The sequence below is a fragment of the Streptomyces sp. NPDC002476 genome (assembly GCF_042889785.1).
Lineage (GTDB): Bacteria > Actinomycetota > Actinomycetes > Streptomycetales > Streptomycetaceae > Streptomyces.
Genome location: NZ_JBIARH010000033.1, coordinates 1 through 14,635, shown reverse-complemented (window position 1 = coordinate 14,635; position 14,635 = coordinate 1). Strand labels below are relative to the sequence as shown.

The following is a 14,635-nucleotide window of genomic DNA, read 5'->3' as shown; positions in this document are numbered from 1 at the left end:
CCTGACCGGGCGGCCACGCCCTGGCACACGCGCTTCCGGCGTTGTCGTCGGTCGCCGGCACTCCGCGTCGACTCCCTCCTCCGTCTCGGAGTCGCACGCACCGGACCGCGTCCGCATTCCGATCCGAGGTCACCCGACGGGTTCTGGCACGGAACCGCCCGGCAGGGGCGTGAGCTCCTGCCGGGCGGTGATCACCGGGAGGGACCCGGTGCAGGGGTTCAGAAGGTCAGCTTGAAGCTGTTGATCTTGCCCTTGTCGCCCGAGTAGACGTCCTGGACCTTGAGCTTCCAGGTGCCGTTGGCCACCTCGGAGGACGCGTTGACCGTGTACGTGGTCTTGACGTCGTCCGCGGAGTCGAAGCCCGAGTTCTTCAGGCGGTACGAGGTGCCGTCCGGGGCGACGAGGTCGATGACCAGGTCACCGCGGTAGGTGTGGGTGATGTCCACGCCGACCTGGAGGGTGCTGGGCGCGTTGCCGGTGATACCGGTGACGTTGACCGAGCTGGTGACGGCCGCACCGCGGTCCGGGATGGCGACCGTGGTCTTGTTCTCGAAGACCTTGCCGCCCGGGTCGGGGTTGCCGCCGTCACGGGTGCCGACGTTGATGGCCGCCCAGGCGTCTCCGACGGCCTTGTACTCGGCGCTGGTCGTGCCGTACAGCTCACCGGCCACGGCCAGGGTGCCGGTGCGGGCCGCCGCGTAGTTGGTGGTGGAGGTGAACTTGGTGGTGAGCGCCTTGAACCAGATCTGCTCGGCCTTGGCGCGGCCGATGCCGGTCACCGGCAGGCCGTCGGAGGTCGGGGAGTCGTAGTCGACGCCGTTGATGGTCTTCTTCCCGCTGCCCTCGGAGAGCAGGTAGAAGAAGTGGTTCGCCGGGCCCGAGGAGTAGTGGACGTCGATGTTGCCGATGCCCGAGTACCACGCGTCCTTGGACGCGCCGTCCTTGCTCGGCTTGTCCATGTAGCGCAGCGGGGTGCCGTCGCCGTTGATGTCGATCTTCTCGCCGACGAGGTAGTCGCCCGGGTCCTCGGCGGTGTTGGAGTAGAACTCCACGCCCGCGGCGAAGATGTCGGAGGTGGCCTCGTTCAGGCCGCCGGACTCGCCGCTGTAGACCAGGTTGGCGGTGGCGGCGGTGACACCGTGCGACATCTCGTGCGCGGCCACGTCGAGCGAGGTCAGCGGCTTGACGTTGCCCTCGCCGTCGCCGTACGTCATGCAGAAGCAGCTGTCCTGCCAGAAGGCGTTGACGTAGGCGTTGCCGTAGTGGACGCGGGAGTACGCGCCGACGCCGTCACCGCGGATGCCGCTGCGGCCGTGCACGTTCTTGTAGTAGTCCCAGGTCTCGGCCGCGCCGTAGTGGGCGTCCGCGGCGGCCGTCTCGGCGTTCGACGGGTTGCCGTTGCCCCACACGTCCGTGGAGTTGGTGAACAGCGTCCCGGTGCCGGACGACCCGTGGTTCAGGTTGTAGGTCTTGTGGTTGCCGCGGCCCGTGTCGGTCAGCGTGTACGACGGGGCGGTGCCGAGGGTGACCTGGCCGTTGTACTGGGTGTTGCCGGTGCCGTTCTCGACACCCTGCCACTCGTACAGCTTCGCCCCGGTGGCCGCGTCCGTGATGACGTGCAGCTCGTTGGGGGTGCCGTCGTGCTGGAGGCCGCCGACGACGGTCTCGTAGGCGAGCTGCGGCTTGCCCTGCGCCATCCAGACCACCTTGCGGGGCGCCCGGTCGGCCTCGGTCTTCTTGGAGCCGTCGGCCTTGGCGAGCCCGAGCGCCTGCTTCTCGGCCTTGGCGGGCGCGATGTCCGCCTTGAGGTCCACGGCCTTCAGCTGACCACTGGTCACCTTGGATGCCTTGGTGACGCCCTGGGTCGCCCCGGACTTGGACTCCTTGACGATCAGGTCGCCGCCGAGCACCGGGAGTCCGGCGAAGGTGCGCTCGTAACGCGTGTGCGTGGTGCCGTCGTTGTCCTGGATGACGTCCCGGACGACGAGCTTCTCCTGGGAGCCGAGACCGAGGTCCTTGGCCGTGGCCGCCTTGGTCGCGTCGGCCTCGCGGATCAGCTCGGCACGCTGGGAGGGAGTGAGCTGCTTGGCCAGTGCACCGAACTTGGCACCTGCGGTCGACGCCGCGGTCGTGTTGCCGGGGGTGGCGGTGGCCGTTCCGGTCTGGACGCCGACGGCGATGAGTGCCGCTGCGGCTATCAGAGCACCGGTCGCGGTGGCGCGACGTCTGGGCGTGGATCTCACGCGAACTCCTTCTGCAAGGGGGGTACCGGTCGGTGGGTGTCAGCCGGCCGGTGAATGAGAAGTGCGCAGAACGGGGTGAAGAGTGTCAGCCGGAGGGTGTTCCTGTCAGGAGCGCGTCAACAACTTGGCCGGATCTCGTTCGTTGCCGGAGAGACCATGTTCGTTAAGCGGACGTTTCACCGATCAACACCGGGGTGGCGTAGAGGGGCCCGCACCGGCTGAATCCATGGCGCGGGACGGTATCGGCTCCGTGACGGCCGTAATCGAACATCAGCCCCCGCGATGGGTGTTCACGGTGGCCGAGATGGTGTGGGGTGTGGCTGAAACTCGTCGCCTTGGTCGGGGCGGGCGGTGCGGCCCCGGGCCCGTACACCGACCGGAGCCGCGCGGCGGCGACTTCAAGCCCCGGCGCGGTCTGGAGGCGGGGAGTGCGCGGAGCGCGGGGAGCGCGGGGAGCGCGGGGGAGGCGAAACGCGGCGCCCCGCCCCGATGTGCGTCGGGCGGGGCGTCGCGTGCGTGTTGTGGAGTTCTCAGTCCCGGGCGGCGTAGGAGAGGAAGCTCTGCCAGGCAACGGGGTTGAGGGTGAGTCGAGGGCTCCGGTCCAGCTTGGAGTCCCGTACGCGGACGGCCGTGGTCGGTTCCTGGGGGCGGCCGGACAGTGCCACCTCGACGCAGTCGTCGCCCTGCGAGCCGCTGTAACTGCTCTTGAACCAGGTCAGTTCGGACGTGCTCATAGCGCTCCTCGCATTCGCTTCAACAGGCTGAGGGAGTCCTCGGGGGTCAGGGCCTGTGAGCGCAGTGAAGCATATCGCCGGTGGAGGCGGCTGATCTCCTTCGCATCGGTGATGAAGCGTCCGTTCTCCTGCCCCTCCGAGTACCCGAACCAGCGGTGTTCCGGCGTCTCCGCCAGTCGCATCGGCCCGTCCAGCCCGGCGTGCACCGGCTGCTGCAACGGCATCAGTTGGAACTCGACGTTCCAGTGCCGCTCGATCACGTCCAGCAGGTGGTCGTACTGCTCACGCGTCACGTCCTGCCCGCCCGTGTGCCGTTCCAGCACCGCCTGTTCCACGATGAAGCTGAACGTCGTCGGTGGCTTCCGGCGCGTGGACAGCAGCCCTTGGCGGTCCAGTCGTGCCGCGACGCGCGCGTTCAGTTCCTCCTCGTCCGGCCGTGGCGGCACGCTGAGCGACACCGTCCGCGTGTACGCCTCCGTCTGCAACAGGCCCGGCACCACACGGCACTCGTACGTGTACAGGCTCACCGCGTCCGCCTCGATACCCGCCCACTGCCGGAACCAATTCGCGATGCCCGGCCGCCGCGACAGATGGCGCGCCGCTCCCCGCAGCGCCCCGAACGCGTCCAGTACCTCCTCCGCCCGCTCCACGAATTCGAGCGAGGGGAACCGGCGGCCCTGCTCGATGGAGGCGACCGTGGGAACCGAGTACCGGACCTGTGGGGCGAACTCCTCCTGTGTCAGCCGCGCCCGCCTGCGGAACGCCTTGACGACCGCGCCGAACGCCTTGAGGCTGTCCGACGCCTCCGGCTCGCCACCGCAGGCGAGTTGGTCGTTGGTGAAGCCACTGCCAGCGGTCCCGACGCCCGCGCCCGTACCACCTGCCGCCGTACGGCCTGTGGCCGCACTGTCGGCCTTCGCGATGCCTGCGGTCGTACTGTCTGTGGCCGTGCCGCCTGTGGCCGTGCTGCCCGTGACTGTGCCGCTCGCCTTCGCACCGTTCGCCTCCGCACTGTCCGTCACGACTGGTTCCTGCCTTCCCTTGGCCCGTAACTCCGTTCGAGCAAAGGGGACTTCACGTCGTCCCGGCGCTCGCATCCGGCTCCGGCATCGTTACGGAAAGTCAACGGGAGAGTCCACTCCGTGTGCCCGTACGCTGACGCGGAGTACGGGGCGGTGCTCTGGTGCCCTTGCGGACGGCCTTTCGTATCGTCGCCCGGCAGGGTGTGCGCGGCGCCGCCCCCGTGATGTGCGGGACACCGTTGGCGAACTTGTACAGGCCGGGCGCGCCCTGGTGGTAGCCATCACGGCGGAGGAGCGGTGGCCCTGCAACAGCCTCGAACTACCCCTTCCCGGGCTCGACGTCTTCCAGGAAGTAGCTGTCGTGCCGGATGCGAAACCGCTCAAGTTCCTCGCCGCCGCGCTGCGTCATCTCCGCAACCCGTTCGAAGTATTCCTCGCGTGGGGCGCCCGGGGAGAAGAGCATGAGCATGGACATGGGCTCGTCGGTCACGTTCTTGAAGGCGTGCAGGCCGCCGACCGGTACGTACAGGAAGTCGCCCACGCGGCCCGTGACCCACTTCTCGCCGTTGTAGAGCTCCAGTTCGCCGGAGAGGATGTAGAAGGACTCCGAAATCGCCTTGTGGAAGTGGGTCTTGGCTCCGGCGGACCGTGCACCCAGCTCCACCTTGTACAGGCCGAACTCGCCGCCGGTCGACTCGTTGGTGGCGAGGTAGTGGGTAGAGGCGCCGGGTGAGGAGATGTCCGGCGGGGTGTCGGCCGGGCGGAAGGCCGCGTTCACTTCGCCCTTGTCGCCGCGGTATCGGGCTTCCGGGTACTCCAGGTGTCCGGGGTACGACATGATGTGCTCCTCTCGGCAGGTCTTCACCAGCATGGTGGCTCCCGCCTCCAGAAGGTGGCATCGGGCTTGCGGATGGTCTTCGTTGGGCTCGGACCGAGGACTGAGGATCTAGTACCGCGGGACTGGCGCCGCTCCCGGCAACGCTTGCCCCGTCGGGCGAACATCGCTGCTTCCGGCAGCAGGCGGTGGGCCGTAGGGCTGCCAGGTGTGACGTTCGTGTGCGGGCTCGTGGAGTGTCGGTCCACCAGGCGTTGAGGCGCGCGCAGCGACACCGACACCCCCTCTGAAGACAACGTCGGCCTTCACGGCCACAACGGTCAGGAAGACCGACGTCACGCTCAGCCCTGGATGCGCCAACCGTGTCCATGCGGTGACGGGGGCAGCACCCGCGCGCTTGTGTCGCGTTGTCGGAGTCGGCGGATCCCGCGACCGGGGGCGTCAGGCCAGGCTCTCCCGCCACGCGCGGTGCAGACCGGCGAACCTGCCCGTGCCGCCGATGAGTTCGGACGGGGTGCCGTCCTCGACGATGCGGCCGTGCTCCATCACCAGGACCCGGTCCGCGATCTCCACGGTCGACAGGCGGTGGGCGATCACCACCGCCGTACGGCCGTGCAGGACCGTGTCCATGGCCCGCTGGACCGCACGTTCACCCGGGATGTCCAGTGAACTCGTCGCCTCGTCCAGGATCAGCACCGACGGATTCGCCAGCAACGCCCGTGCGAACGCCACCAGTTGGCGTTGACCTGCCGAGATCCGGCCGCCCCGTTTGCGTACGTCCGTGTCGTAGCCCTCCGGCAGGCCGGCGATGAACGCGTGCGCGCCGATCGCACGGGCCGCCTGTTCGATCTCCTCGCGCGTCGCGTCCGGTCGGCCGATCGCGATGTTCTCGGCGACCGTCCCGGAGAACAGGAACGCCTCCTGCGTCACCATCACCACGCCCCGCCGCAGCTCGGGCACGGCCAGGTCCCGCAGGTCCGTGCCGTCGAGCAGTACCCGGCCCTCCGACGGGTCGTAGAAGCGGGCCAGCAGCTTGGCGAGCGTCGACTTGCCCGCGCCCGTCGAACCGACCACGGCGACGGTCCGACCGGCCGGGATCGTCAGGTCGAAGCGGGGCAGCACCTCGCCGCCCGTGCGGTAGGCGAAACGCACCGAGTCGAAGACGACCTCACGGCCGGGGTGCTCACCGGGGAGGGCGGGCAGCTCCTTCGGGTCCGCGGTCTCGGGAACGGACGGGGTCTGGGCCAGCAGGCCCGCGATCTTCCCCAGTGAAGCCGCCGCCGATTGGTAGGAGTTGAGGAACATGCCCAGCCGGTCGATCGGGTCGTACAGCCGGCGCAGGTACAGCACGGCCGCGGCCAGCACCCCGAGCGCCAGGGTGCCCGACGCCACCCGGTACGCACCCCACAGCACGATGCCCGCGACCGCCGTGTTGGCGACCAGCCGGGAGCCGACGACGTAGCGCGCCATCTCCAGCGTGGCGCTGCCGTTCGCCCACCGGTGCGTGTGGTTGAGCTTCTCGAAGTGCGCGTCGTTGACGTGCTCCCGCCGGAACGCCTGGACGGGGCGGATGCCGTTCATCGACTCGGCGAACTTCACGATGACCGCGGCGATCGCCGTCGACCGCGCCCCGTAGAGCACCCCGGCCCGCCGCTGGTAGAGGCGCACCAGCAGATACAGGGGGAGGAAGGACAGCACGGCCGCCGCGCCGAGGCCGAGGTCCAGCCACAGCAGCATCAGCGAGATGGAGAGGAACGACAGGATCACGGTGATGAGTTCCTGGAGCCCCTCGCTGAGCAGCTCCCGCAGCGACTCCACGTCCGTGGTGGAACGGGAGATCAGCCGGCCCGAGGTGTAGCGCTCATGGAAGTCCACGCTCAGCGCCTGCGCGTGACGGAAGATCCGGCCGCGCAGATCGAGCAGCACGTCCTGGTTGATCCGCGCGGAGACCGCGATGAAGGCGTACTGCATGCCTCCCGCCGCAGCCGAGCACAGCGCGTACCCGACGGCCACCGCGATCAGCGGCCCGTGGTCCGCGTCGCGGAACGCGGGCACGCCCCGGTCGATGGCGTACGCGACGAGCAGCGGGCCCGCCTGCACCGCCGCCTGCTGGACCAGCAGCAACAGCGCCGCCAGCAGCACCCGGGCCCGGTGCGCCCGGAGCAACGAGAACAGCAGCGCGCGGGTGGCGTTCGGGGGAGTGGGCAGATCGTCGCGGTCGAACCGGTCCCCGGTGCCGCTGCCGGGGCCGACGTCTTTGGACGGTGCGCCGGAATCCTCGTGCGTATCGGGTCGGCCGCCGGGGCCGGTCGTCGTCGTACTGGTCATCGGGTGCGGCCCTTCTCGGCGGCGGCGTCCGGCACGAGGCGGCCGTCGGTGGACGGGTCGGGGAAGGCGTCCTGCTCCGTGTCGTGGCCGTCGCCCGACATCAGCCGGGCGTACTCCGCGTTGCCGCGCAGCAGCTCCTGGTGGGTGCCGACCGCGACGATCCGGCCCTCGGAGAGCAGCGCCACCCGGTCCGCGAGCATCACCGTGGACGGGCGGTGCGCGACCACGATCGCCGTCGTCTCCTCCAGCACCTGCCGCAGCGCGGCCTCCACCAGCGCCTCCGTGTGCACGTCCAGGGCGGAGAGCGGATCGTCGAGCACCAGGAAGCGCGGCCGGCCGACCACGGCGCGGGCCAGCGCCAGGCGTTGCCGCTGTCCGCCGGAGAGACTGAGGCCCTGCTCGCCGACCTGGGTGCCGATGCCATCGGGCAGGTCGTGCGCGAAGTCGGCCTGCGCGATCGCGAGCGCCCGGCGCAGCTCGTCCTGTCCGGCGCCCTCGGCGCCCATCAGGACGTTCTCCCCGACGGTCGCGGAGAACAGCGTCGGCTCCTCGAACGCCACCGACACCAGCCCGCGCAGCTCCTGCCGGGACATGGCGGCGATGTCCCGGCCGTCGAGCGTGATCCGTCCCGCGGTGGCCTCGTACAGGCGGGGCACGAGGGCGGTGAGCGTCGTCTTCCCGGAGCCCGTGGCCCCGACCAGGGCCATCGTCTCGCCGGGACGGATGCTGAGATCGATCCGGGACAGCACGGGCGCGGAGCCGGGATCGGCGTCGGGGTAGCGGAACTCCACCCCCTCGAACACCATGCCTTCCCGGCCGTCCGTCGGTCGGTCCGCCGGAACCCCGTCCGCCGCACCTGCCGTACGGGCTCCCGCGGCTGCCCTACGGGCTCCTGCGCCTGCCCTGCGGGCTTCGCCGGCCGCTCCGGCCGCGTCGGCCCTTCCGGTTGCCCCGGCTCCTTCGGCCGTTCCGGCCGGCCCGGCCGGTTCGTCGCGTTCCTCCGCCACGTCCATCACCTCGAAGTACCGCTCCGTCGCCGTAGCCGACTCCTGGCTCATCGCGAGCAGGAAGCCGATCGACTCGATGGGCCACCGCAGCGCGAGGGCCGTGGAGAGGAAGGCCACGAGGGTGCCCGCCGAGAGACCGCCGTCGGCGACCTGGATCGTGCCGAGGACCAGGGCCGCCCCGATGGCCAGCTCGGGAACCGTGGTGATGACGGCCCAGATGCCCGCGAGCAGCCGCGCCTTGCCCAGTTCCGTCTCCCGCAGCCGCTCGGAGAGCGCGCGGAACGCGCGGGCCTGGCTGCGGTGCCGGCCGAAGCCCTTGATGACGCGGATGCCCAGGACGCTCTCCTCGACCACCGTGGTCAGATCACCGACCTGGTCCTGGGCCCTGCGCGCCACGGCCGAGTACTTCGTCTCGAAGAGCGCGCAGACGACGACCAGCGGCACCACCGGAGCGAGCAGCACCAGCCCCAGCGTCCACTGCTGCATCAGCAGAATGACGAAACCGACCAGAATCGTCGTGCCGTTGACCAGCAGGAAGATCAGCGGGAAGACCAGGAACATGCGCAGCAGCATCAGGTCCGTGGTCGCGCGCGAGAGCAGCTGCCCCGAGGGCCAGCGGTCGTGGAAGGCCACCGGCAGCCGCTGGAGGTGCCGGTACAGATCGGCCCGCATCGCCGCCTCGACCCCGGCCATCGGCCGGGCCACCAGCCATCGCCGCAGCCCGAAGAGTCCCGCCTCGGCGACGCCCAGCAACAGCAGGTACAGCGCACCGAGCCAGACCCCGCCCGGGTCCCGGTCCGCCACCGGCCCGTCGACCATCCACTTCAGTACGAGGGGGATCACCAGACCCACGCAGGAGGCCACGATGGCGACCACGGCGGCGCTGAACAGGCGTCCCCGCACCGGCTTCACGTAGGGCCACAGCCGCAGCAGGGTGCGCACCGTGGACCGGTCCTCGGGGCCTACATGTTTTTCGGGCATCACAGACGAGCCTACGGTTCGCCGCGGTCCTCGCTCATGTGGTTTTCGGCCGACCGTGGTGACGCCCCGTCGGGGACGGGGCGGATCCGGCAGGTGACCCGGGCCACGGGTCGTACGTCCCGGTCAACCGATCGGACGATGCGCCTTCGAGCGCGATGGACGATGGTGCGGCGCCGTGCCCGCCACGATCCTCGTGGCATGGCAATCATCGAAGTCAACGGCCTGCGCAAGGCGTACGGCGGGCGGGCCGCGGTGGACGGGGTGAGCTTCTCCGTCGAGGCGGGGGAGATCTTCGGCATCCTCGGGCCCAACGGGGCGGGCAAGACCACCACCGTCGAATGTGTCGAGGGGCTGCGGATCCCCGACGCCGGCACGGTCCGCGTCGCCGGTCTCGACCCCGTGGCCGACCACGACCGGGTGACCCGGCTGCTCGGCGCCCAGCTCCAGGAGAGCGAGCTCCAGGCGAAGATCACCGTCGCCGAGGCGCTGGAGCTGTACGGCTCCCTGTACCCGGCCCCCGCCGACTGGCGCGCCCTGGCCGAACGGCTCGGCCTGCACACCTCGTACGGCACCCGGTACGCCAAGCTGTCCGGCGGTCAGAAGCAGCGGCTGTCCATCGCGCTCGCCCTGGTCGGCAACCCGCAGGTCGTGGTGCTCGACGAGCTGACCACCGGCCTGGACCCGCGGGCCCGCCGGGACACCTGGAAGCTCATCGAGGACGTGCGCGACAGCGGCGTGACGGTCCTTCTCGTCACCCACTTCATGGAGGAGGCCCGGCGGCTCTGCGACCGCGTCGCCGTCATCGACAAGGGCGAGGTCGTCGCCCTCGACACGCCCTCGGGACTGATCCGCAGGGCCGACGGCGGCACGGTCATCTCCTTCGAGCCGTCACGTCCCCTGGACGACGCCGAGCTCGACGCGCTGCCCGGGGCGACCGGTGTGGAGCACAAGGACGGACGGATCGTCATCCACGGCACCGACACCACGGTCAACGCGGTGATCTCCCTGCTGGCCCGGCACCGCGTCACCGCACATCAGCTCCGCGTCTCCGAGGCGACCCTGGACGACGCCTACCTCGACCTCACCGAACAGGCGGCCTGAGATGACCACGACGCACACCGGAGCCCCCGCCGCACCCGCCGGGGAGACGAGGACCCGGGCCCCGTGGGCGGCCGTCCTGCGGACCGAGACACGGCTGTTCCTCCGCGAACCCGGCAGCCTGTTCTGGATCCTCGTCTTCCCGGCCGCACTGATGACGATCCTCGGCCTGATCCCGTCGTTCCGCGAACCCGACGACGCGCTCGGCGGCCGTCGCGTCATCGACCTCTACGTTCCCGTGGCGGTGCTGCTCGCCGTGGTCATGGCCGGGCAGGCCATGCCGGCGGTCCTCACCGGATACCGCGAACGCGGCATCCTGCGCCGCATGTCGACCACCCCGGTACGGCCGTCCGTCCTGCTCACCGTGCAGCTCGCGCTGCACGGGGCCGCGGCTCTGGTCTCCGGGGCCCTGGTCCTGACCGTCGGCCGGACGGCCTTCGACGTACGGCTGCCGAAGCAGCCGCTCGGCTACGCACTGGCCCTGCTCCTGGCGGTCGCGGGCGTGCTCGCCATCGGCGCGCTGGTCTGCGCGCTCTCCCGCACCGCCAAGGCGTCCGCCGCCGTCGGATCGACCGTCTCCCTGGTGATGATGTTCACCGCCGGGGTGTGGATCCCGGTGCAGTCCATGCCCGACACCCTTCGCCACATCGTCCAGGTCACCCCGCTCGGCGCGGCCTCCCAGGCGCTGGACCAGGCGGCGTCCGGCGGCTGGCCCGGCTGGATCCATCTGGGCGTGGTCGCCCTGTGGACGGCGCTCGCGACGCTGCTGGCGACCCGTCTGTTCCGCTGGGAGTGACCGGTGGGAGAGACCGCTGCCAGGGCCCGTGCGGCCCGCGGGCACAGCCCGCTCCGGCCCCCGGACATCGTTCCGCACGAGACGTTCCCGGACCCGCACGAGACGTTCCCCGGCCCACAGAAGCAGTTCCCCGGCCCGCGGGAGGCGTTTCTCGGCCACACTTCACCCATGGACACGGGGGACACGACGCGAACGCACCGGACCGGACCGGGGACGGCGGCCCAGTGGTGGGAACGGTTCTTCCGGTACGGGCCCTACGGCCTGCTCGCCCTGAGCATCGGGGCCTCGGCGGTGACCGTCGAGGCGATCATGTCCGAAGCGGACGTCCACGTCGCCGCGGTGCTCGTCCCGCCGACGCTCGTCCTCCAGCTCTGGTGGAGCCGGGTGGGGGCCACCGCGCCGTCCGGGTCGCGCCGGGCTGTGTTCTACTTCGGCGTCCGTACGCTGCTCGCCTTCGCGCTGAGCTGGTGCAATCCGTTCTTCTCCATCTTCGCCGTCATTGGCTACTTCGACGCCGGCCGGCTGCTCCCGGAACGGGCCGTCCGTACCGGACTGCTGGCCACCGCCGTCATCCTGGCCGGTGCGCAGTGCGGTGGCTTCCCGCCGGCCGGCCCCATGAACTGGGCCGCCTTCGGCATCCTCTTCGCCCTGCACGCGACACTCACCATGGTCTTCGCCCAGATCGGCGACCGGGAGGCCGACCATGTACGGGCCCAGGCCGACACCATCAGCGCGCTGGCGTCCGCCAACGCCCGCCTCGAACAGGCCCTCGCCGAGAACGCCGGCCTGCACGCCCAACTCCTCGTCCAGGCCCGGGAGGCGGGCGTCGCCGACGAGCGGCGGCGGCTCGCGGCCGAGATCCACGACACCCTCGCCCAGGGCCTGGCGGGCATCATCGCCCAGCTCCAGGTGGTGGCCTCGGTCGCCGACACCGATCCCGGACTGGCCCGCCGTCACCTCGACCGGGCGACCGGCCTGGCCCGGCACAGCCTGGGCGAGGCGCGTCGCTCGGTCCACGACCTGGTCCCGGCCGCGCTCGTCCACGACGACCTGCCCGGAGCACTGCGCAAGACGGTCGACGGCTGGACCGAACGCAGCGGCGTCCGGGCCGAGTTCACCGTCACCGGCACGGTCGAACCGGTGCACGACGAGATCGCCGCCACCCTGCTCCGGATCGCCGAGGAGGCCCTCGCCAACGCGGGGCGCCACGCCGGGGCCTCACGGGTCGGCCTGACCCTGTCGTTCATGGACGACGAACTCAGCCTGGACGTACGGGACGACGGCCGGGGCTTCGACCCGTCCGCGCTGCCGCCGCGCGGCGGGACGGGAGGCTTCGGACTCGGCGGCATGCGCGCCCGTGCCGAACGCGTCGCGGGAACCGTCGAGCTGGAGACGGAGCCCGGCCGGGGCACCGCCGTCCGCGCCCTGGTCCCCCTGGTCCGGGACGGGTGCTGACCAGGACCGAGTACGGTTGGCCCCGTCATGGCTGAGGAACCCGCACGCGTCATCACGCTCGTCGTCGTCGACGACCATCCCGTCGTACGGGACGGTCTGCGCGGCATGTTCGAATCGGCGCCCGGGTTCCGGGTCCTCGGGGAGGCCCCGGACGGGGGGACGGGCGTCGACCTCGTGGCCCGGCTCGATCCGGATGTCGTGCTGATGGACCTGCGGATGCCCGGCGGCGGCGGGGTCGCCGCCATCGCCGAACTCACCCGGCGCGGCGTTCGGGCCCGGGTGCTCGTGCTCACCACGTACGACACCGACTCCGACACGCTGCCCGCGATCGAAGCGGGCGCGACCGGCTACCTGCTCAAGGACGCCCCCCGCGACGAGCTGTTCAACGCCGTCCGCGCCGCGGCCGACGGCCGCACGGTCCTCTCGCCCGCCGTCGCCTCCCGTCTGGTCTCACGGGTGCGCACCCCGTCCGCGGCGGGCAAGGAACCGCTGTCGGCCCGCGAGCGCGAGGTGCTCGTACTCGTCGCCAGGGGCACCTCGAACCGCGCGATCGCCGCCGAGCTGTTCATCAGCGAGGCCACCGTGAAGACCCACCTCACCCATGTCTTCGCCAAGCTCGGGGCGAAGGACCGGGCCGCCGCCGTCGCGATCGGCTACGACCGGGGCATCCTCGGCTGACACCCGCCCGTTCCGTTCACCCGTCCCCACGTTGCCCCTGACCGGCACGCGTCGTTGGGGGGGGACGTGGACGACGTAGCGAAGAGGCCGGTGGCTCGCGCGGCCACGGTGCCGACGCGGACAGGACGTGTCGCCGTACCGGGGGCACTGGCCGCACTGGCCGCCGTACTGAGCGGCTGCACCGGCGGCCCGTCCGCCTTCGGGGACGGACGCCGCTCCCCGGAGAAGGCGATCCTGGTGACCCCCCCGCGACGGGGCACGGGACGTCGCTCCCGACGACCGGGTGGAGGTGAGGGTTGCGGAGGGGCGGCTCAAAAGGGTCGGGGTCGCCCGGATCGAGGACGCGCAGCCGCAGCGGGTGCCGGGCCGGATCGCGCGCGACGGCCGTTCCTGGACGTCGTCGGCGGAGGGGGAGAAGGCACGGCTCGGACTCGCCGCCACGTACCGCGTCGACGCGGTGGCCGTGGACGGTGACGGACACGAGGTCGCCCGGCGCACCACCTTCACCACGGCCGTCCCCGAGCACCGCTTCACCGGCCGGGTCACCCCGGAGAACCGTGCCACGGTGGGCACCGGAACGATCGTCTCCATCGCCTTCGGCAGGCCGGTCGTCGACCGGGCCGCCGTGGAGCGGGCCGTCCAGGTGACCACGGTGCCGAAGGTCGAGGTGGTGGGGCACTGGTTCGGCGCCGGCCGGCTCGACCTCCGCCCGGCCGCGTACTGGGCACCGGGCACCGAGGTCACCGTCACAGCGCGGCTGCGGGACGTGGAAGGCGCGCCCGGCGTGTACGGGAGCCAGGACAGGACGGTCGCCTTCCGGGTGGGCCGCTCCCAGACGTCCCTGGTCGACGTCGCCGCGCACACGATGGAGGTCCGCCGCGACGGCCAGCTCGTCGCCACCGTCCCGATCACGGCGGGACGCCCGGGCGCGGACACGTACAGCGGCCGGATGGTGGTCGGCGAGATGTACGACGCGGTCCGCGCGGACGGCCCCGCGGCCGACTGCGGCCGCGGCGGCGACGGCGGGGAGATCCCGCACGCTCTGCGGCTCACCGGCTCCGGCGTCCTGCTGCACGGCGACCACTGGTCGGACGAGGCGGCCTTCGGCTCGGCGAACGTCGGCCGGGGCTGCGTCGGACTCCGCGATGTGCCGGGCGGCGGGAGCGACACCCCGGCCGGCTGGTTCTTCGACCGGACCCTCGTCGGTGACGTGATCGAGGTCGTCAACTCCCGGGGCAGGCCGGTCGCGCCGGACGACGGGCTCGGCGGCTGGAACCTGGGCTGGAAGAAGTGGAAGGCGGGCTCCGCTCTCCGCCGACCCCGCCAGTAAGCCTGCCGCCTCCGGAAGCACGCCCGGTCCCGTCCCCCGTTACCTTTTTCGTGCCCCGCAATGGGGCGCCTGGCCCCCGGGTCCGGTATGGCTGTGTGCCCCCTGTCGAAGTCGATGACCTGGGGGGT

10 protein-coding genes and 1 pseudogene are annotated in these 14,635 nt (G+C 71.3%); 5 read left to right on the top strand and 6 right to left on the bottom strand.

The genetic code is table 11. The features are described 5' to 3' along the window. Positions 1-218: 218 nt before the first annotated feature. From ACFYXM_RS28670 to ACFYXM_RS28645, 6 genes are all read right to left on the bottom strand, one after another. A complete protein-coding gene (locus ACFYXM_RS28670; RefSeq protein ID WP_389293627.1) occupies positions 219-2,243 on the bottom strand; it encodes a M4 family metallopeptidase in 2,025 nt (674 codons plus the stop codon). A 530-nt stretch (positions 2,244-2,773) separates the two neighbouring features. Then, a complete protein-coding gene (locus ACFYXM_RS28665) occupies positions 2,774-2,977 on the bottom strand; it encodes a DUF397 domain-containing protein (protein ID WP_389293625.1) in 204 nt (67 codons plus the stop codon). Beyond that, complete coding sequence (locus ACFYXM_RS28660; protein ID WP_389293720.1) at positions 2,974-3,900, bottom strand: Scr1 family TA system antitoxin-like transcriptional regulator; 927 nt, start codon at positions 3,898-3,900, stop codon at positions 2,974-2,976. Before ACFYXM_RS28660 ends, ACFYXM_RS28665 begins: the two co-directional genes overlap by 4 nt. A gap of 418 nt (positions 3,901-4,318) precedes the next feature. Continuing rightward, positions 4,319-4,837, bottom strand: coding sequence for a cupin domain-containing protein (locus tag ACFYXM_RS28655; protein ID WP_389293623.1), 519 nt, complete (start codon positions 4,835-4,837; stop codon positions 4,319-4,321). A gap of 438 nt (positions 4,838-5,275) precedes the next feature. After that, entirely contained in the window at positions 5,276-7,162 is a 1,887-nt protein-coding gene (locus ACFYXM_RS28650) for an ABC transporter ATP-binding protein (RefSeq protein ID WP_389293621.1), read from the bottom strand. Next, the gene (locus ACFYXM_RS28645) at positions 7,159-9,150 is read right to left on the bottom strand and encodes an ABC transporter ATP-binding protein (RefSeq protein WP_389293619.1); all 1,992 of its coding nucleotides are present in this window, start codon (positions 9,148-9,150) and stop codon (positions 7,159-7,161) included. The genes ACFYXM_RS28650 and ACFYXM_RS28645 overlap by 4 nt, the downstream gene beginning before the upstream one ends. Positions 9,151-9,348: 198 nt before the next feature. Between ACFYXM_RS28645 and ACFYXM_RS28640 the strand changes: the two genes are divergently transcribed. The 5 genes and pseudogenes from ACFYXM_RS28640 (at position 9,349) to ACFYXM_RS28620 (ending at position 14,507) form a co-directional block, all read left to right on the top strand. Then, on the top strand, positions 9,349-10,251 hold the full coding sequence (locus ACFYXM_RS28640) for an ABC transporter ATP-binding protein (protein ID WP_389293617.1): 903 nt from the start codon (positions 9,349-9,351) through the stop codon (positions 10,249-10,251). Between the two features lies 1 nt (position 10,252). Beyond that, positions 10,253-11,044, top strand: coding sequence for an ABC transporter permease (locus tag ACFYXM_RS28635; RefSeq protein WP_389293615.1), 792 nt, complete (start codon positions 10,253-10,255; stop codon positions 11,042-11,044). A gap of 168 nt (positions 11,045-11,212) precedes the next feature. After that, positions 11,213-12,499 (top strand): sensor histidine kinase, encoded by a 1,287-nt coding sequence (locus tag ACFYXM_RS28630; RefSeq protein ID WP_389293718.1) that lies wholly within the window; start codon positions 11,213-11,215, stop codon positions 12,497-12,499. A 27-nt stretch (positions 12,500-12,526) separates the two neighbouring features. Further along, entirely contained in the window at positions 12,527-13,177 is a 651-nt protein-coding gene (locus tag ACFYXM_RS28625) for a response regulator (RefSeq protein ID WP_389293613.1), read from the top strand. A gap of 66 nt (positions 13,178-13,243) precedes the next feature. Further along, positions 13,244-14,507 (top strand): annotated as a pseudogene (locus tag ACFYXM_RS28620) (Ig-like domain-containing protein). The last annotated feature ends 128 nt before the right edge of the window (positions 14,508-14,635 follow it).